Below are 19,354 nucleotides of genomic sequence, written 5' to 3' on the forward strand. Positions count from 1 at the left end.
AATGAGCATCTGGGAAATATATTAGTAAAAGTTTTACTAAATAAAATTAGTGAAAACGTTTTACTTTAACTCGATCACGCTTTGATTGAGTGAACAAGTGAAAGGTGTGATCTGGATAAAAGAATGCCGTTTTGTGAAATTAGGAAGAGAATAGGGAGGGGTGTTATCGGATACTAGATACAAATAAAGCACTGAAAATCAGTGCTTTATTGTTATTTTTACTGGAAGTTTAATTGAATCTTTGCTCAAGTAATGGCGCGAGAGTATCCAACCATTTCTTGTAAGCGATTGAATTTAAGTGCAAATCATCGCAGCTACAGTTGAGGGGGAGATAGTGCTCCGGGCATAGGTATTGGTTGAGGTCGATGAAACGTAATACTCTTTGTTTACACAACAGACTCAACTGTTGATTCAATTCGGTGACGAGTGGATTGAGGGTTGCAATACGTTCGCCGACATATAGGGTAGACTGAACCCAAACCTCAATCTTTTCTCCTTGCCAATAATCCAACATCTGACGGTAGTTCTTGATAACCTGATCGACGGTATAGCCTTGGGACAGGTCGTTGATTCCCGCCATGACACACACTAATTTGGGCTGGCACACCTTAGTCGTTGGGAGTCGGCGAATCATGCCCTCAGTTGTATCTCCGGCTAAGCCTCTATTGGCCAAAGTGAAGTTGGGTAGGGCGTCATGCCATGGTCCCCATTCGGTAATAGAGTCACCAAACATCACGATATCGACAGGCTTTGCAAACGCAGAATGATTATCTTGGGTAAGAATATAACGACTCATTTTATGCGCTCGTTGATTTAGGTCGAGACGTTGAACGATTTCAGCGAATTGAGCTTGTGTGATTGGTTTATTATCAAGTTCACTGGTGAGTGACTCAATTTCAGACACTAATGGTGAGATGCGCGTTGTTAGCTCATGCTGTTGACGGAGTTGATACAGCTCCTCAATTAACTCGTAGAAAGAGCGATCTGGATTGGCTTGGTAAAGTTTTACTAAGTCTAAACAATTGCTGTGTCTTAGTTCTTTAAGTAGCTGTTCTTCAGTCATTGTGTGGTGTCCCGTAGCTTCAGTTGGCTTGGAACATATACCTTAAGAGGTAAGGCGCGTCCGTCACGAGACTTTTCTACTAAGAGATTAACCCCTTGAATTCCCATCATTTCTGAGTGAATTCTTACTGTTGAAAGCGACGGGAACGTAAACTTCGCGGTTGGAATATCATTGACGCTAATCAGAGAGATATCTTGTGGAATATTTAAACCGTGTTCATGAATCGCGCGGAGTACGCCAATCGCAATTGAGTCAGAAGCGATAAATAGAGCGTTCGGGTAGTTAGGTTTGCTGAGCATTTCCTTTGCGAGTTTATAGCCGGATGAGCTAGTAAATTCGCCGCGGTAAATGTCATCTTTTGCAACTACGCCTTTTAATTGGCCATATTCAGAAAATGCGACCTCGCGAATGTCAGGTGTGTTTGGCGCATCCTGACCACCAATAAATCCAATACGCTGGTAGCCTTGCTTAATGAAAAAGTCAGTGATTTCTTTGCTGATTTTGGCAAGGTCAATGTCAACTGAGTCATAGAGTGAATCGTTGTCACTAAAGTCGACATAACAAATGTTATCGGTCAGTTTTTTAATTTCAGCGAGTGTTTTTGAGTTGCTTCTTCCGACTAAAAGGACACCCGTGATCTTATTGCTATCTAGTTGAATATCACTGTCGTAGCAATTAGTCAGTTCAATGCCTAGCTTGTCACATTGAGTTTCTATGCCATGACGGATCGATAGGTAGTACGGGTCATTGACTTCCGCTTCTTGCTTGTAATTGTAAAGAGCAAGGAAGTGGTGATTCTGTTTACGTGCTAAGGTCGCTTTCTTTGAACTACTGGTCTTGTATTCGAGCTTTTCGGCAATCTCTAGGATTCTATGCTTGGTTTCTTCTTTTACGCTAAGAGTCGGATCGTCATTCAGTACTCGTGATACCGTTGCCAAAGAGACGCCGGCTTCGCCTGCAATATCTTTAAGTGTTGCCATCTACTTTTATATCCCTATACGTGCTCTAAAACGGGGTATGTTTTATTGCCCTTCATTGTAATCAATCCCACGCACTATTCACAAATTTTTAGTAAAAACCTTAATCTGTATGCCTGTTTTCACTCCATTGTAGAGTGAAGCGGTTGAGTTATAACCGGAAGATGATGATAGTAGACTCATTTTACTAAATTAGGCTCGCTTACTGGCCCTAAGGTTAATTTAAGTATCAATTTTGTGGAAACGTTTACATAACGAGAAATGGATCACGGATCTCATCCTGTTTTGGCTGATAGACTTTTCATCATTGAAGAGTGTGGCGAAATGATCGCAGTAATGCTTATTAAATGGAGATCGAATAGTGAAAGTTCTTGTTACAGGTGGAATGGGATACATCGGCAGTCATACCTGCGTACAGATGATCGAGGCGGGAATGGAACCGATCATCGTAGATAACTTATGTAATGCCAACGAAGCTGTATTGGACCGTATCGAAGCACTAACAGGGACCAAACCTTCATTTCACTTAGGCGATATTCGTAACGAAGCATTCTTAGATGAGGTGTTTAGTCATCACGATATTAAAGCCGTGATTCATTTTGCGGGCTTGAAAGCTGTTGGCGAATCGGTTGAAAAGCCATTGGAATATTACGATAACAACGTGAACGGTACTTTAGTACTGGCACGTTCAATGCGTAAAGCGGGTGTTAAAAGTATCGTTTTCAGTTCTTCCGCGACGGTGTATGGCGATCCTGAAATTGTGCCTATCACAGAGGACTCGCCTACAGGTGAAACAACCAATCCTTACGGCCGTAGTAAATATATGGTGGAAGAGTGCTTGAGCGATCTGTTCAACGCTGAAAACGATTGGAGCATTACCTTATTACGTTACTTTAATCCGGTTGGCGCTCACCCTTCAGGCACGATGGGCGAGGACCCTCAAGGCATTCCAAACAACCTCATGCCTTTTATTGCTCAAGTTGCTGTCGGACGTCGTGAAAAGCTCTCTGTTTTTGGTGATGACTATCCAACACCTGATGGTACTGGAGTACGAGATTACATTCATGTCATGGACCTAGCTGATGGTCACATTGCAGCGCTCAAAGCAGTCGGTGAACAATCGGGCCTTCATATTTATAACTTAGGAACAGGGAAAGGCTCTAGCGTCGTTGAAATGGTTGATGCTTTTGCTAAAGCGTGTGGCAAACCTGTCCCTTATGAAATTTGTCCACGTCGCCCTGGTGACATTGCAGAGTGCTGGGCAAGTACAGACAAAGCAGAACGTGATTTAGGTTGGAAGGCTATGCGCAGCGTCGATCAGATGACCGCTGATACGTGGAAGTGGCAGTCAAGCAATCCAAATGGTTATTCCCCTGCATAATTGAAGCCTCGCTGTAACGGCTATTTTATCGATGAATGTAGAAAGAAATTTTATAAGTTGAGTAAGTAAGATGTCGAATATTGAGTTTAATCCAGTCGATCACCCACATCGCCGCTATAACCCTCTAACAGGACAGTGGATTCTTGTGTCACCTCATCGAGCAAAGCGCCCTTGGAGTGGCCAAGATGAAAAGCCGTCTACTGCTGAGTTGCCAGCCTACGACAAAGAATGTTTCTTGTGCCCGACCAATACTCGTATTTCTGGTGATGAAAACCCAGACTATAAAGGCACCTATGTTTTCAGCAATGACTTCGCGGCCTTAATGCCTGATTCACCAGATGCGCCAGAATCAGATAACCCACTGTTTAAAACTCAGGGTGTTCGTGGTCTAAGCCGTGTTATCTGTTTCTCGCCGGATCACAGCAAAACTCTTCCAGAGCTACCAGTGAACAAGATTCGTGGTGTGATTGATACTTGGAACGACCAGATCGAAGGACTCGGCAAAGACTACCTTTGGGTACAAGCCTTTGAGAACAAGGGTGAAACCATGGGGTGTTCTCAACCACATCCACATGGACAAATTTGGGCGAACAGTTTCTTACCGAATGAAATTGAGCGGAAAGAAAAGTTGCTGAAAGAATATTTTGAGCAGCAAGGTTCTAATCTGCTTGTCGATTATGTTCAGGCAGAAATGAAAGATGGTTCACGCACCGTTGTTGAAACAGAGCATTGGATTGCGGTAGTACCATATTGGGCGGCATGGCCTTTCGAAACCATGCTATTGCCAAAAACACATATCCGCCGCATGAGTGAACTCACCGAAGCGCAGCGTGACGATTTGGCTATCGCAATCAAGAAACTCACCAGTCGTTATGACAACCTTTTCCAATGTTCTTTCCCGTATTCAATGGGGTGGCATTACGCACCTTTCTTTGAGCAAGGTACAGATATAGAACATTGGCAACTTCACGCGCTTTTCTACCCGCCGCTATTACGTAGCGCATCAGTACGCAAATTTATGGTGGGTTATGAAATGTTAGCGGAAAGCCAGCGTGATTTAACGGCAGAGCAAGCAGCTCAACGTCTACGTGATGTGAGCGATGTGCACTACAAAGAACAGCCGTAAAACGACTGAATAACAACAATCCTAGCCAATGCCTGAATAGGTTAGGAACTGAAATCAATTTTGAACGTGAGATTTGACTATGTCTGACTTAATCCAAGCAGTAAAAAACTCTTTTGAGCAAGTACTAGGCTATGCACCAAGCCATTTTGTTCAAGCACCTGGTCGTGTAAACCTAATCGGTGAACATACTGATTACAACGATGGTTTTGTCCTACCGTGTGCCATTAACTATCAGACTATGGTGGCGGCAGCTAAACGTGATGACAATATCGTACGTGTTGTTTCTGTTGATTATGGCAATGAAACCGATGAGTTCGACATCACGCAAGAGATCACTTTTCAGCAAGATAAGATGTGGTCTAACTACATTCGAGGCGTAGTGAAATGCTTAATTGGTCGTGGCTATGAGTTCAAAGGTGCCGACATTTCAGTGAGCGGTAATGTACCTCAAGGAGCTGGACTAAGCTCTTCTGCGGCGCTAGAAGTGGTTATTGGTCAGACATTTAAAGTCCTTTACAACCTTGATATCTCTCAAGCAGAAATCGCACTTAATGGTCAGCAAGCTGAGAACGAATTTGTGGGTTGTAATTGCGGGATTATGGACCAAATGATTTCAGCGGAAGGCCAAGAAAACCACGCGATGTTGCTTGATTGTCGTAGTTTGGAAACGACGGCTGTATCCATGCCTGAGGATATGGCTGTTGTTATCATCAACTCCAATAAAAAACGCGGCTTAGTGGACAGTGAATACAACACTCGACGTGAGCAATGTGAAGAAGCAGCTCGCATCTTTGGTGTAAAAGCATTGCGTGATGTGACTATTGAGCAGTTCAATACTAAAGTAAATGAGCTTGATGAACTGGTCGCTAAGCGTGCTCGCCACGTCATCACAGAAAACGATCGTACTCTTGAGGCCGCAGAAGCGTTACGAAATCACGATATGAAGCGTATGGGTGAGCTGATGGCTGAGTCGCATGCCTCGATGCGTGATGACTTTGAAATTACCGTATCTGAAATCGATACTCTAGTAGAGATCGTAAAAGAAGAGATCGGCGAGCAAGGCGGAGTGCGTATGACTGGTGGCGGATTTGGTGGATGTATTGTTTCCGTTATGCCGCCAGCACTTGTCGACCAAGTTAAAGCGGCGATTGAAAGTAAATATCAGGCAGCGACAGGACTTAAAGAGTCCATTTATGTCTGCCAAGCAAAAGATGGTGCAGGTCTGGTGGAGTAATCAATCATGACTCATCCTCTTTTTCAAACAATGACTGAGCAGCCGGCCTATGACGGTAAGTCTGCTCAGCTTGTGGAATTGACCAATGCAGCGGGGGTTAGCATTGTGTTGATGGACATCGGAGCGACTTGGCTCAGTTGTCGACTACCTTTGGCGTGTGGGGAGCATCGTGAAGTGGTTTTGGGTGTAGGGTCCATGACTGATTTCGAGTGCCAACAAAGTTACATGGGGGTAACAGTTGGTCGTTATGCAAACCGCATTGCCAATGGTCGTTTTCACATTGATGGTAGTGACTATCAATTGGTCACGAACCAAGCTGGTAACTGCCTACATGGCGGTGTAACAGGCTTTGATAAAGTACGCTGGAATATTGTTGAGCAAAGTGCGAACAAGGTGATATTTAGCTTACATTCTGCTGATGGAGAGCAAGGCTTTCCTGGGAATCTTGATGTCTCAGTTATCTACCAGCTTAGTGACGATGGCAGATTTGATATTGAATACGCCGCACATACTGACAAAGCGACACCAATCAATCTAACTAATCATGCCTATTTCAACCTGAACGGCGCTGATGGTACGTACGACGCTAGAGATCACCAACTGCAAATTAAAGCTGATTATTATCTGCCAACAACGGATGTTGGGATTCCGCTCGGCAAACTAGAAAATGTTGATAATACTGGATTCGACTTTCGTGTTGCTAAAGAGGTCAATCAGGATTTCTTAGTGGATGAGCAGCAGCAATCAGCAAAAGGCTACGATCACAGTTATTGGTTTGAACCAAACCGTGATGTGACTGTGCCTATTGCTCGTTTAGTGAGTCAGGATGAGAAAGTTGCTGTGAGCGTATTAACGGATAAGCCCGCAATGCAACTTTATACGGGAAATTGGTTAGCAGGCACGCCCGCTAGAAATGGCGAAGATTACGCTGACTATGCAGGGATTGCGCTCGAAACACAGTTTTTGCCAGACTCACCGAATCACCCTGAATGGCAGCAACCAAGCTGTATTCTTGAGCCCAACCAAGAGTATCGTTACAAAACGACCTATCAGATAACATTCTGATTCTAAGGATAAAACCAGCAATCAAGCTGGCTTTTTTATTGATTCAGCAAAGTCGAATAGTGATCCTTCTACTATAAATCTTCGAATTCATCCAAGGCCATTCTGGCTTCAGACAAACTACAGCCCGATAAGCTGACTAACTGTTTGACGGTCATGTTGGGTGAGGCGGCAATCATACTAGATAGATCTATGACAGGTAGGGGTAGGGCTTTATCAATCGCTTTGACTATCCACAAAGACCTTTCATCTACCAGCGCAGACTTAAGAGCGCGTAGAGCGTGCTCTTCACCACTGAGTTGCCAATGTCGAGAACGACGGATTCTTTTTAACTGACACTGGTGCCGACTCGCTAACTCGATGAACTGAGTTTTGTCATAGACACGATGAACAAAGCTGTTTAGCGGGACGCAAAGCATGAATCGTCAAAGTAGGGCTGCTGAATAGAATGGTTCTCACTTTATCTGAACGATAAGCAAATCGCCATATTCAAACTCTCTTTCGTTGCTCATAAGCCTGTTTGAATCTCACGATAAGTTTTGCCTATTTTAATTGATAGCCTTTTCCTATCAGAGCAATAGAAACGTTCAAATTTACCTATTAAGTGGTTCGGGGCAATATAACTCCATCGACGCAAGGCAGCGTTCACAAACACTAAATTAGAAAGAGAGTAAAATCATGATCAACACAGAAATCAAACCATTCAACGCAACGGCATTCAAAAACGGCGAATTCGTAGAGATCACTGAGCAAGACGTAAAAGGTAAGTGGGCAGTGTTCTTCTTCTACCCTGCTGACTTCACTTTCGTATGTCCTACTGAACTTGTAGACCTACAAGAAAAATATGCAGAGCTTCAATCTCGTGGCGTAGAAGTTTACTCAGTATCAACTGACACGCACTTCTCACACAAAGCGTGGCACGACACTTCAGACAAGATTGGTACTATCGAGTACTTCATGGTAGGTGACCAAACGGGCACTATCACTAACAACTTCAACGTAATGCGTGAAGGTCAAGGTCTTGCAGACCGCGCAACGTTCCTAATCGACCCAGAAGGCGTTATCCAAGCAATGGAAATCACTGCTGAAGGTATTGGCCGTGACGCAGAAGACCTATTACGCAAAGTGAAAGCAGCACAGTACGTAGCAAACAACCCAGGTGAAGTTTGCCCTGCTAAATGGAAAGAAGGTGAAGAGACTCTAGCACCATCTCTAGACCTAGTCGGTAAAATCTAATCACTGATTAGAACATGTTAAAGGTACATTGAGTCCGCGCTCCTAAAGGGCTCGATGTACCGCCTAAACCCTTAAAGCCACATCGTATTTCGGTGTGGCTTTTTTGTGCTTGGAACCTTTTTATCTTATTGATTTATAAGAGGTGGTGGCGGCTTTGTAGCTGTGATATAAAACCAGAATATATAGTTTGTTGCATATCTAGATAAGGAGTTCGAGATATGATGTTCCCAAAGGCGCTAAAAGTCGGCGATAAGATTGGCTTTTTCTCTCCCTCTTCGCCAGCGACTGTGTTCGCACCTAAGCGTTTTACTCGTGCAAAAGAGTATCTAACATCAAAAGGTTTTCAGTTGGTTGAAGGTTCGTTAACTGGGCAAACTGACTGCTATCGCTCTGGCTCAATAAAGGACAGAGCAGAAGAGCTGAACCAACTGATTCGTGATCCGGGTGTTCGATGCATTATGTCGACGATCGGAGGTAGTAACAGCAATGCCTTATTACCTTATATTGATTACGATGCGCTTAAACGAGATCCGAAAATCATTATTGGTTACTCGGATGTGACAGCGCTGCTGCTCGGCATTTATCAGCAGACTGGCCTCGTCACTTTTTATGGCCCTGCTTTGGTCGCGTCGTTTGGCGAATTCCCTCCGTTAGTAGACGAGACATTCGCTTCCTTTTTTGCATTACTGACTGAACCGCAGAACTCGTACTGCTACTCAATGCCTGCCGTTTGGACAGATATAAAGCACGATTGGGAAACACAAAATTGCGCTAAGCCTATTTTTAACAATCAATGGCAGTTCATTGGTCGCGGTCGCTATACCGGCCGTCTTGTAGGAGGAAATCTCAACACAATGGCTGGAATCTGGGGCAGCCCGTATATGCCAGAGATTAAACAAGGTGATATTTTACTGATTGAAGATTCATTAAAGGGGATTGATTCAGTAGAGCGTTCATTTGCTCATCTCTTAGCGTGTGGGGTGTTTGATAAAGTAAGCGCGATTGTGCTTGGTAAACATGAGCTGTTTGATGATAAGGGAACGGGGCGCTCCCCTTTAGATGTTCTTATTGAAGTGCTCAATGGTAAAGACATCCCTATCTTATATGGCTTCGACAGTTGTCATACTCACCCTATGCTCGTTACCCCGATTGGTGTTCAAGTGGAACTGGATTTTGATCAGAAGGTATTTAAGCTTGTCAGTCGTTGGCTTTCAGACTGATTGAATTTCATTGCTTGTTCTCATTGTTTTGCTAATAGGTTTTGCCTACCGAACTGATAGAAACGTTCGAATTTACCAATTTTAGTGCTCGGGGCAAACTAACCCCATCAGCGCAAAAGAGCGCAACACAAAGAATTAAGACAAGAATTGGGAAAGGGCACGATTATGTTAGACCAAGCAATGAAGCAGCAGCTAAAAGCATACCTAGAAAACCTAAAAACAAATGTACAGCTTGTACTGAGCCTAGACAGCAGCGAAGCCGCAACCAAGCTTGAAGCTCTAGCAAACGACATCGCGTCACTGACCGATAAGATTGAAGTGACTCGTGACGACAACGCAAGTGCACGCAAGCCAATCATGCAGGTTGTAAACCAAGAGAAAGGCACAGCAATCGGCTTTGCTGGTCTACCAATGGGTCATGAATTTACGTCTCTAGTGCTGGCTCTGCTTCACAGTGGTGGCCACCCTATCAAGCTTGAAGCAGATGTTATCGATCAAATTAAAGAACTAAACAGTGAGCTAAACGTTGAAATCTTTATCTCACTATCGTGTCAGAACTGTCCAGAGGTGGTTCAGGCGTTCAACATGATGTCGGCAATCAACCCGCTAATCAAAACGACCATGATTGATGGTGCAGCGTTCCAAGACGAAGTGAAGTCTCGCGACATCATGGCGGTACCAAGCGTCTTCATCAACGGTGAGCTATTTGGTCAAGGCCGTATGTCTCTGGCTGAAATCCTAAACAAAGTGGACTCAGGCGCAGCAGAGAAGAAAGCAGCAAGCCTAAACGAACAAGCGCCATTTGATGTACTGGTTGTTGGTGGTGGTCCTGCTGGTTCTTCAGCAGCAATCTACGCAGCACGTAAAGGCATTCGTACTGGTGTGGTTGCAGACCGATTTGGTGGTCAGGTGATGGACACCATGGCGATTGAAAACTTCATCTCAGTGAAAGCGACTACGGGTCCTAAACTAGTAGCAAGCCTAGAAGAGCACGTAAAAGAGTACGGTGTTGAAGTGATGCCCGAGCAGCGAGCAGCTAACATCATCGATGCAGAAGAAACAGAAGATGGTTACATCCACGTTGAACTAGAGAGCGGCGCAGTACTAAAAGCTCGCACGGTAATCACTAGTACAGGTGCACGCTGGCGTGAAATGAACGTCCCTGGTGAGCAAGAGTACCGCAACAAAGGCGTCGCATACTGCCCACACTGTGATGGTCCACTGTTCAAAGGTAAGAAAACAGCCGTAATCGGTGGTGGTAACTCAGGCATCGAAGCGGCAATCGACCTAGCAGGTATTGTTGAGCATGTAACGGTACTCGAGTTTGCTGACACGCTTCGCGCTGACCAAGTGCTTATCGACAAAGCGAACGCAACACCAAACATCGAAATCATCAAAATGGCACAAACCACACAAGTGCTGGGTGATGGAAACCGAGTAACGGGTCTAGAGTACAAAGACCGTAATAGTGGTGAACTGAAGCAGATTGAACTGGCGGGTATCTTTGTTCAAATCGGTCTAATGCCAAATAGCGAATGGTTAAAAGGCACTAAGGTTGAGCTATCACCGCGCGGTGAGATTGAAATTGATGCGCACGGTGCAACAACGATGAAAGGTGTGTTTGCCGCAGGTGACGTAACAACCGTTCCTTACAAGCAGATCATCATCGCGATGGGTGAAGGCGCGAAAGCAAGCTTAGGTGCGTTTGATTTCCTAATCCGCAACCCATCACCAGCAAAAGTCGCTGAAACGGCGTAGTAATTTACTGTCCATACTCATTTGCAAACATTTCGTCGATTATCCGACACCACTTCCAAGTAATTGGAAGTGGTTTTTTTATGTCTGGAGTGAACAAAATTTATAGCCGTTTATTCAATTTTGTTGGTAGTTTCTTCGAACCATTTGAGCACAAAATCAGTAAAGGCAGAGAGCTTAGTGCTGCTTCGCAGTTGAGGTGGGTAGATGAGGTAAATATAACTTTCTGCGATGAAATAATCGTCTAGTAAGCGAACCAAGTGACCACTTTCGAGGGCTGGCTCAACTAGGTAACAAGGCATCTTTATGATCCCTTTGCCTTTCTCAGCTGCAGCCATCAAAAGAAGGTTATCACTGATCAGCATGTCACCATGGGTGTTGATTTGCTCAATATTATTGTCTTTAGAAAATTGCCAGCGCCTTAGGTTCGGGTCAGACATACAGTTATGCTTGGTAAGATCACTGGGCACTTGTGGTGTTCCATTTCTCTTTAGGTAGTCAGGTGAGGCGCAGCAAACGTGCTGATAAGGCATCAGCTTCTTGGCCACCATATTATCTGGCGGTGTATTGGTGGCACGAATGGCGAGATCGAAATGACTTTTTGCTAAGTCTTCGCGGTGGTAACCGATATCGAGATCAAATTCGATATGAGGGTGTAAAGTTTGAAAGTCGCGACAAATATCGATGAGGAATCGATGACTGAAAATTGTTGGGGCAGTAATACGTAGTAATCCACTGACTTCTGTTTTGGTATGGTCGAGATCTTTTTCTAGTTCCAGGATCGAAGCGTTGATTCCGTGCATTTTGGCGAGGATTTTTTCACCTGCGGCGGTAAGTCTCACACTGCGAGTCGAGCGTATCAATAAGCTCGTCGAAAGCTCTTGTTCCAGTTGATTGATCTGCGATGACAGATAGCTGCGTGAGATCCCCAAGTTATCGGCTGCTTTGGAAAAACTCAGCTGATTAGCCACTTCGCTAAACAGAGCGTAGCGTTCAAAACGTTTGTGCATTTTATGCATAACAATCACTCATGAAGGCGCAATATAACCTCATTATATCTTTCCGTATAAGAAATTAAATTCCATTGATTGTTTGCTATATCGAATTATCTTTTCATGAGAAGCTATTTAATCCCCCTACAGAGTCTAAGTATACTGAACTTAGAACATTGCACGAGCAGTGATACAAAATAGGGGTATAGACGATGCAGAAATCACATTCAGTGTTTTCACCAATGATTCAAGGCTACTGGCGTATGGCTGAGTGGAACATGACGACTCAGCAGCAGCATGCTTTTGTAAAACAACATATCGAGCTTGGGATTACGACTGTTGACCACGCTCCTGTATACGGCCCAGAATCAGCGTGTGAACGTATGTTCGGTGATGTATTGTCATTGGACCCTAGCCTGCGAGACCAAATTGAGATCGTGTCTAAATGTGGTATCTATCGCGGAGAAGGTAAACAAGTTAACCACTATGACAGTAGCAAAGCAGCTATTTTAGCGTCGGTTGATGAGTCTCTATCTCGCCTAAAAACAGATCATCTTGATGTGCTACTTCTGCACCGCCCAGATCTTCTGATGGATGCGGATGAAGCGGCGGAAGCTTTCGCGACTTTGAAAGCCGCAGGCAAAGTGAAGCATTTTGGTGTCTCTAACTTTACGACTTCTCAGTTTGATCTACTTCAGTCTCGCCTAGATACGCCTCTGATCACTAACCAAGTTGAGATTAACCCAGTGAACCTTCAGGTTACCGAAGATGGCACATTGGATCAGCTTCAGCAGCAACGCGTTCAACCTATGGCGTGGTCGTGTCTTGCTGGTGGCGGCATCTTTACTGACAACGGTGAACAAATGACTCGCTTGCGTGAAACGCTGAAGGATATTGCAGAAGAAATTGGCGCAGCGTCTATTGACCAAGTGATTTTTGCTTGGGTAATGAAGATGCCAGCGAAACCAGTACCGATTCTAGGTAGTGGTAATATTGAGCGTGTTAAAACAGCAGTTGGAGCACTTGAACTTACTTTGACTCAAGAGCAGTGGTACCGAATTTGGGTTGCTTCAAAAGGACACGGTGTCGCATAAGTCGAGCGTAGATAATAAAAAAGGCATCGTTAAGTAAACGATGCCTTTTTTGTTTAACTTGACACTTTTTCGACGGAGTTACGTCTGACCAGAGTTGGGGTAAATACCATAGCGTCACCTGCAGACTTTTCTTGTCTTGCTAAATCTAAAGCTAGGCGAGCTGCACGCTCAGCCATCATTGCAATAGGGTAGCGTATGGTGGTTAAACGTGGATTCACATAGCGCGCAATTAGCCCATCATCGAAACCCATCATAGAAACCTGATCGGGCACAGTAAGCCCATTTTCATCCAATACAGAGAGTGCTCCAGCGGCCATATAGTCGTTGTAGGCAACTACTCCGGTGATATCGACTGACTTTGTTAGTAGGTTCGTCATGGCGGTCTCACCACCATCACTGTCTGGTTCGCCATATTCGATGTAGCTACTTGGCAGTTCAATATTGTTATCGCGCAGTGCTGCTAAATAGCCTTCAATACGTTGTTTTGAGTCTTCGATATTATGTGCAGATGCGACACAAGCAATTTTGCTGTGGCCATGGCGAATCAAATATTCAGTTGCTAGGTAAGCGCCTTTGTAGTTATCGAGTGAAATACAGCGCTCCGCCATTTCAGGAATGTGTCGATTGATAAAAACTAGCCCTTTTACCTCTTTGGCATATTTTATTAGTTCTTCATCAGATAGACCTTTTGAGTGGATAACTAGAGCTTCACAACGGTTGTTTATCAGTAGCTCGATCGCTTGACGCTCTTGCTCTGCACTGTGGTAACCATTGCCAATGAGAATATGTTTGCCGCTTTCATGGGCAACATTATCAACCGCTTTAACTAGTGTACCGAAGAAGGGATCGGAAACATCGCCGACAAGAACGCCAACGGTATTACTACTTTGGCTTACGAGCGCTTTGGCTGCAGCATTTGGTCGATAACCTAACTCGGCCATTGCTTTTGTTACAGACTCGACCGATGCTTTGCTGGCTTTTGGTGATTTGTTGATCACTCTAGATACTGTTGCAATAGAGACACCAGCTTCCCTCGCAACATCTTTGATAGTCGCCATATTAGGCCTCAATAAACTTTACTTAGGCTATTTAACCCTGAGTGTGTAAATAACGCAATCTGATTGCGTTGTTGATTATTAAAATGAGATCTTTACCACTTGTAATAACGGCTTTTGGTGGTAGTGTAAACGTTGTCTTTTAGTAAACTTTTACCAAATTAAAAGCTCTGAGGTTTATCATGGAAACGATCGCTTATACTGACTTCGCTAAACTGGAAATGCGCACGGGAAAAATTATTGAGGTAGCTCGTCATCAAAATGCTGACAAGCTTTACATTGTGCAAATCGATGTTGGTGAAAAAACATTGCAAACGGTAACCAGTCTTGTGCCGTACTACACAGAAGAAGAACTCATGGGTAGGGAAGTGGTGGTTCTGTGTAATCTTGCTAAAGCGAAAATGCGCGGTGAGACATCAGAGTGCATGCTGCTTTGTGCGGAAACAGATGATGAATCGGAAAGTGTACTGTTGACCCCAGAGCGTTCGATGCCTGCTGGGGTTCGAATTGTTTAGTTAGTTCTCTATTCGGCTGAGTTTTTTCAGGATCTTGCTTCAGCCACCAGAGCATCGATCGTATTGTGGTGCTCTGGTTTTACTCCAGCTAAATTACCGTATTTTGGTTGATGACGGTCATTCTCTAATGGGAAGTGCCAACCAATAGTATGTTCTATAAACTCTTTGGCAAATTGTTCTGAAATTTCCAAGCAACCCGCTAGTACAGTGTCGACGTAAGTCTGCATGATCGGGCTAAGAGAACACGGTGGTTCAGGACTATCTTTTACGTACACCCAGACTCTATCATTTTGATCAAACTGGACTAATGATTTAATGTCGTTAGATTCGATTAGAATACGATGATAACCACGCTCACGAACATCAAACTCTTCTAAGCCTTTGTCACTGACTGCCAACAAAACACCGTTGACCTTTCCATGTCCTTTATCGACTACTAGGGGAGAAAGGATATAGCTATCATCCACTTTGCCCCAATAACGTTTTAGGCCAGTTACTGTAGCAGGCTCTGCTTGCGATGTTTGCCCAGTCAAGCGTCGAGAAGCTGAATTCATTAAGCTTCCATAGCCAAAAATGTAGTGCGTCATTCATCCCTCCTAGTTAAGTTTTGCCTTTGTAATCTAAGCTAACATCTTTGGCGTGAAAATAAACTCATAACTTAGACATAAAGAAGTCAATATGACCAATTTAATGTGTGTCACTATGACTCAAAAAAGGTTCAATATGTCGGAAGCGCTAGGTTTATTGGGATTTGAAAAGTTGGAACATATCTTGCGATAGTCAATTTAGTTTACAAGATTGTGATTTCCACTAGGAGTTGTTCAGTGCTCAATATTACTGACAAAAAAGTTGAAGAAGCCATTCCACCAGTGCTGCGTTTAGGTTTTAGACCATTTTTCTTACTGGGTTCGGCTTATGCGGTTATCGCTATAGCGTTATGGGTGTGGATGTTCCAAACGGGTCAGCCGTCGGCATTACGTGTTCCAGCGCTGTGGTGGCACGTTCATGAAATGTTGTTTGGTTTTGCAATGGCGATCGTTGCAGGGTTTGTACTGACGGCAGTGCAAAATTGGACGGGCATCAATGGGACTAAACACCATAGGTTAGCTATTTTGGTAATGCTATGGGTGATACCACGAGTGCTATTTTGGACTCCCGCACCACTTTGGCTAATTTCCTCAATCGAAGCTTTATTCCTTGCTTTTACCGCTTATGAAATCGGTCAGCGAGTAGTGAAAGCAAAGGGTTGGCGCAACCTATTTTTTGTCCCGTTGTTTGTATTGGCTATCGCAGCAAACTTTGCTAGTTACGCAACGATTAAAGGCATGCCTCCCTTCCCATCTTCTGCGGTTTGGCATGCGATGTTATGGTGGTTCACTATGTTGCTATCGATTATGGGTAGCCGTGTGATTCCATTTTTCACTGCACGACGCTTCAATTTTGATAAGCCTCAGCCGATTGTGTGGTTGGATTGGGCTGCGAATCTGCCCTTAGCAGGGTTGTTTATTCTAAGCTTTTTCCCTATGACATTTGCTGAGCTAGGCCAGCCTTTAATGGTGATTTCAGGTCTTGCTCATTTAGTGAGAGTGATGCGCTGGCAGCCATGGCGAACGTTAAGCGAGCCATTGGTTTGGTCATTGCACGCGACATATTTGTGTATTCCAGTCAGCTTGTTATTGCGTGGTTTATTGACTAACCCATTTGTGAGCCACAATATGCTGCATTTATTTGCTATTGGTGCGATTGGTGGTGTGATTTTAGCGATGATTGCTCGAGTGACAATGGGGCATACGGGTCGTGCAATCTATCAAGGCCCTAATATGAGCATTGCATTTGGGGCGATTGTTTTAGCTGCGATTGTACGTAGTATCGGTGCTGCGTTCTTCCCTCAATACTTGATTGAAGTGGTAAATGTCAGTGGACTGTTGTGGGTATTAGCATTTGCTTTATACATCGCAAGGTTTGGCACTATGTTGATTAAAGCACGAGTTGATGGTCATCCGGGATAATCGATTCTTTAAGTAGAAATAAAAAGGCTTGGCAATGATGCCAAGCCTTGTTTGTTTATGAGGTTATCCTGCTTTATTCACTTCATTTATCGTCACTACTTTGCGTTGTAGTGACTGTTGAATATAGTCAGCAATAGCTTGTTGCTCATCTTTGCTTAGATACAAACCCAGTTTGGTACGTCGCCATAAGATGTCTTCCGTTGTGACGGCAAATTCTTGGTTCATCAAATAATCAATTTCAAGCTGGTAGACACCTTGAGCGCCTTGTGAAAAATGCTCGCCCATATCAGCTAAGCTTGTTTTACCTTCCAAAAGTTTCCACGTATAGGTACCAAACTGAGTGACATAGCGTAGGATTAACGCTTCAGGTAACCATGAGTATTTTGCTTTGATTGTTTGAGCCAATTGCTCTCGGCTACAGCTAAAATTACCTCCAGGCAGCGTTTGGTTCGCTGTCCATGGGCTACCCATGTTTGACATAAAAGGTTCGAGCTTTTTCAGGGCTGCTTCACCCAGTTTTCGATAGGTGGTGAGCTTACCGCCAAATACCGAAAGTAGAGGAGCTTGATCAAGCTCTGCGTCCAGTTCCAAGGTGTAGTCACGAGTGATCGCTTGCGGTGAATCAGACTCATCATCACACAATGGACGTACACCGCTGTATGTCCAGACCACATCATCACGTTTCAGCTGATGGACAAAGTGTTGGTTGACGATATCAATCAAGTAATCCACTTCATCATCTTCAATCGTGACCTCTCTAGGATCCCCTTTGTACTCAACATCCGTAGTACCAATGATCGAGAATTGATCGAGGTAAGGGATCATAAATACGATACGATTGTCTTTATTTTGCAAGATGTAAGCTTGTGGTTCATCGTGGATTCTTGGGACTACTATATGCGAGCCTTTGATCAAACGAATATTACGCGGTGAGTCCTGCTCTAAGCCATCATCGAAGAACTGCTTAACCCATGGACCTGCTGCGTTAACCAGAGCCTTCGCTTTTCGTTCAAAGCGTTGGTCAGTCATGATGTCATGCACGGTTACCCGCCAGATACCATTTTCTCTGTGTGCGCTTTCTACTCGGCAGTAATTGCGTACCTCAGCGTTATTCTCTTTTGCGGCGAGTACGTTTAATAGTACTAGTCGAGCGTCATCCACCCAGCAGTCTGAGTATTCGAAGCCTTTCTTCATTTCTGGTTTCAACAAGCCAGATTTAGATAAATCCACTCCCTTGCTTGCTGGTAAGGTGGTGCGTTTCCCCAAATTATCATAAAGGAATAGGCCACAGCGAATCATCCAAGCTGGGCGTAAAAATGGGCGATGGGGTAAACGAAAACGCATTGGTCTAGCAACATGCGGGGCTTTTCTTAGTAATACTTCACGCTCTGCGAGTGCTTCAGAAACTAAGCGAAACTCATAGTGTTCAAGATAACGAAGCCCGCCATGAATTAACTTTGAGCTCGCTGATGATGTTGCAGAAGCAAAGTCATTAGCTTCATACAAACCGATTGAAAGACCACGACCTGCAGCATCTGCTGCGATGCCGGCGCCATTAATGCCACCACCGATAACGATCAAGTCGAGAATGTCAGACTCATTTGATGCAGTCGTGTTGTGTTGGATACTCATAAATTTGACCTCTTGGTGAGCGAACGAGCATTTTGGAACATAAAGTAATCGTAACTCAGCTTTCGTTTGTGATCATCTTTTATTTTCGTTTATGAGCGTTTAGTGTGATTTAGGCATAAAAAAACCTCCTATTAAATGTAGGAGGTTTCGAATGTAGTGCAAGTTGAGATTATTCGCTGGCCGTATTGCTCACGACTTCGAGTGGAATAGAATGCTCTTTGAGAATGGTTTGAATTTCTTTTGGCGGCTCTTGGTTGGTAAATAACATGTGAAGCTGAGAAATATTACCGAGCTTAACCATCGCGTTACGGCCAAACTTAGTGTGGTCAACGGCTAAGAACACACTACGGCTGTTTTCTATGATTGCCTGTTTAACTCTAACTTCGTGATAATCAAAGTCGAGCAATGAGCCGTCAAAATCAATGCCACTGATACCTAAAATGCCAAAGTCCAAACGGAACTGTTTAACAAAATCGAGCGTAGCTTCACCGACAATGCCACCATCACGGTTGCGAACTTCACCGCCAGCCAAAATGACTTTAAATTCTGGGTTTGGAAGCAAAATGCTGGCAACGTTAATATTGTTAGTCACCACGCGTAATTGTTTATGACTTGTGTTGAGCGCACGCGCAACGGCTTCCGGGGTGGTACCGATATCAATAAACAAAGTTGCGCCATCGGGAATATGCTTCACTAACTCTTCTGCGATTACGTCTTTCTCATTAAAGTTCATTGATTTGCGAGTTGTGTAGCTCGTATTCTCAGAGCTCAATGGAATGGTAGCACCGCCGTGATAACGACGAATTTTGTTGTCGTCAGCGAGCTCATTGAGATCTCGTCGGATTGTTTGTGGGCTAACGTTAAACTTTTCTACCAGTTCTTCCGTGCTGACGTAGCCCTGCTTCTGAACCAGCTCAACAATTTGCTGGTGTCTTGGTATTTGTTTCACTCATTACTCCCTGATCGAGGATAGTCGGTTTCGAATTTAGCTATTTCGAAAGCT

18 protein-coding genes are annotated in these 19,354 nt (G+C 44.1%); 10 read left to right on the forward strand and 8 right to left on the reverse strand.

Annotation, left to right across the window (positions count from 1 at the left end):
• Positions 1 to 229 precede the first annotated feature (229 nt).
• Positions 230 to 1,063, reverse strand: a complete 834-nt coding sequence (locus AAFX28_RS11845; RefSeq protein ID WP_408687889.1) for an SGNH/GDSL hydrolase family protein — start codon at positions 1,061 to 1,063, stop codon at positions 230 to 232.
• Positions 1,060 to 2,043, reverse strand: coding sequence for a transcriptional regulator EbgR (gene ebgR / locus AAFX28_RS11850; protein WP_408687891.1), 984 nt, complete (start codon positions 2,041 to 2,043; stop codon positions 1,060 to 1,062). The genes AAFX28_RS11845 and ebgR overlap by 4 nt, the downstream gene beginning before the upstream one ends.
• A gap of 358 nt (positions 2,044 to 2,401) precedes the next feature.
• Here ebgR and galE point away from each other — a divergent pair, with 358 nt between their 5' ends.
• From galE to galM, 4 genes are all read left to right on the forward strand, one after another.
• On the forward strand, positions 2,402 to 3,421 hold the full coding sequence (gene galE, locus AAFX28_RS11855; RefSeq protein WP_408687892.1) for a UDP-glucose 4-epimerase GalE: 1,020 nt from the start codon (positions 2,402 to 2,404) through the stop codon (positions 3,419 to 3,421).
• 70 nt (positions 3,422 to 3,491) lie between these two features.
• Entirely contained in the window at positions 3,492 to 4,547 is a 1,056-nt protein-coding gene (locus AAFX28_RS11860) for a UDP-glucose--hexose-1-phosphate uridylyltransferase (protein WP_408687893.1), read from the forward strand.
• Between the two features lie 79 nt (positions 4,548 to 4,626).
• Positions 4,627 to 5,781: a galactokinase gene (galK, locus tag AAFX28_RS11865; RefSeq protein ID WP_408687894.1), complete on the forward strand. Its 1,155-nt coding sequence runs from the start codon at positions 4,627 to 4,629 to the stop codon at positions 5,779 to 5,781.
• 6 nt (positions 5,782 to 5,787) lie between these two features.
• The gene (galM, locus tag AAFX28_RS11870) at positions 5,788 to 6,846 is read left to right on the forward strand and encodes a galactose-1-epimerase (protein ID WP_408687896.1); all 1,059 of its coding nucleotides are present in this window, start codon (positions 5,788 to 5,790) and stop codon (positions 6,844 to 6,846) included.
• A gap of 71 nt (positions 6,847 to 6,917) precedes the next feature.
• Here the strand turns inward: galM and AAFX28_RS11875 are convergent, their stop codons facing one another.
• Complete coding sequence (locus tag AAFX28_RS11875; RefSeq protein ID WP_408687897.1) at positions 6,918 to 7,262, reverse strand: ribosome recycling factor family protein; 345 nt, start codon at positions 7,260 to 7,262, stop codon at positions 6,918 to 6,920.
• Between the two features lie 259 nt (positions 7,263 to 7,521).
• Here AAFX28_RS11875 and ahpC point away from each other — a divergent pair, with 259 nt between their 5' ends.
• From ahpC to ahpF, 3 genes are all read left to right on the forward strand, one after another.
• Entirely contained in the window at positions 7,522 to 8,079 is a 558-nt protein-coding gene (ahpC, locus tag AAFX28_RS11880) for an alkyl hydroperoxide reductase subunit C (RefSeq protein WP_032553653.1), read from the forward strand.
• A 218-nt stretch (positions 8,080 to 8,297) separates the two neighbouring features.
• A complete protein-coding gene (locus tag AAFX28_RS11885; RefSeq protein ID WP_408687899.1) occupies positions 8,298 to 9,299 on the forward strand; it encodes a S66 peptidase family protein in 1,002 nt (333 codons plus the stop codon).
• A gap of 165 nt (positions 9,300 to 9,464) precedes the next feature.
• A complete protein-coding gene (gene ahpF, locus AAFX28_RS11890) occupies positions 9,465 to 11,057 on the forward strand; it encodes an alkyl hydroperoxide reductase subunit F (protein ID WP_408687900.1) in 1,593 nt (530 codons plus the stop codon).
• A gap of 110 nt (positions 11,058 to 11,167) precedes the next feature.
• On the opposite strand, the gene AAFX28_RS11895 is transcribed toward ahpF, so the two are convergent.
• Complete coding sequence (locus tag AAFX28_RS11895; RefSeq protein ID WP_408687902.1) at positions 11,168 to 12,073, reverse strand: LysR substrate-binding domain-containing protein; 906 nt, start codon at positions 12,071 to 12,073, stop codon at positions 11,168 to 11,170.
• A gap of 185 nt (positions 12,074 to 12,258) precedes the next feature.
• On the opposite strand from AAFX28_RS11895, the gene AAFX28_RS11900 reads away from it, so the two are divergent.
• Positions 12,259 to 13,140: an aldo/keto reductase family oxidoreductase gene (locus tag AAFX28_RS11900; RefSeq protein ID WP_408687904.1), complete on the forward strand. Its 882-nt coding sequence runs from the start codon at positions 12,259 to 12,261 to the stop codon at positions 13,138 to 13,140.
• 53 nt (positions 13,141 to 13,193) lie between these two features.
• Here the strand turns inward: AAFX28_RS11900 and AAFX28_RS11905 are convergent, their stop codons facing one another.
• Positions 13,194 to 14,198, reverse strand: coding sequence for a substrate-binding domain-containing protein (locus AAFX28_RS11905; protein WP_408687905.1), 1,005 nt, complete (start codon positions 14,196 to 14,198; stop codon positions 13,194 to 13,196).
• A 179-nt stretch (positions 14,199 to 14,377) separates the two neighbouring features.
• Here AAFX28_RS11905 and AAFX28_RS11910 point away from each other — a divergent pair, with 179 nt between their 5' ends.
• Complete coding sequence (locus AAFX28_RS11910) at positions 14,378 to 14,710, forward strand: tRNA-binding protein (RefSeq protein WP_408687906.1); 333 nt, start codon at positions 14,378 to 14,380, stop codon at positions 14,708 to 14,710.
• A 26-nt stretch (positions 14,711 to 14,736) separates the two neighbouring features.
• On the opposite strand, the gene AAFX28_RS11915 is transcribed toward AAFX28_RS11910, so the two are convergent.
• A complete protein-coding gene (locus AAFX28_RS11915; protein WP_408687908.1) occupies positions 14,737 to 15,297 on the reverse strand; it encodes a gamma-glutamylcyclotransferase family protein in 561 nt (186 codons plus the stop codon).
• Between the two features lie 237 nt (positions 15,298 to 15,534).
• Between AAFX28_RS11915 and AAFX28_RS11920 the strand changes: the two genes are divergently transcribed.
• Positions 15,535 to 16,719 (forward strand): NnrS family protein, encoded by a 1,185-nt coding sequence (locus AAFX28_RS11920; RefSeq protein WP_408687909.1) that lies wholly within the window; start codon positions 15,535 to 15,537, stop codon positions 16,717 to 16,719.
• Positions 16,720 to 16,782: 63 nt separating this feature from the next.
• On the opposite strand, the gene glpD is transcribed toward AAFX28_RS11920, so the two are convergent.
• Complete coding sequence (glpD, locus tag AAFX28_RS11925; RefSeq protein WP_408687911.1) at positions 16,783 to 18,351, reverse strand: glycerol-3-phosphate dehydrogenase; 1,569 nt, start codon at positions 18,349 to 18,351, stop codon at positions 16,783 to 16,785.
• 169 nt (positions 18,352 to 18,520) lie between these two features.
• Complete coding sequence (locus AAFX28_RS11930) at positions 18,521 to 19,300, reverse strand: DeoR/GlpR family transcriptional regulator (RefSeq protein WP_408687913.1); 780 nt, start codon at positions 19,298 to 19,300, stop codon at positions 18,521 to 18,523.
• Positions 19,301 to 19,354 lie beyond the last annotated feature (54 nt).

The organism is Vibrio sp. TBV020 (assembly GCF_046056895.1).
Classification (GTDB): Bacteria; Pseudomonadota; Gammaproteobacteria; order Enterobacterales; family Vibrionaceae; genus Vibrio.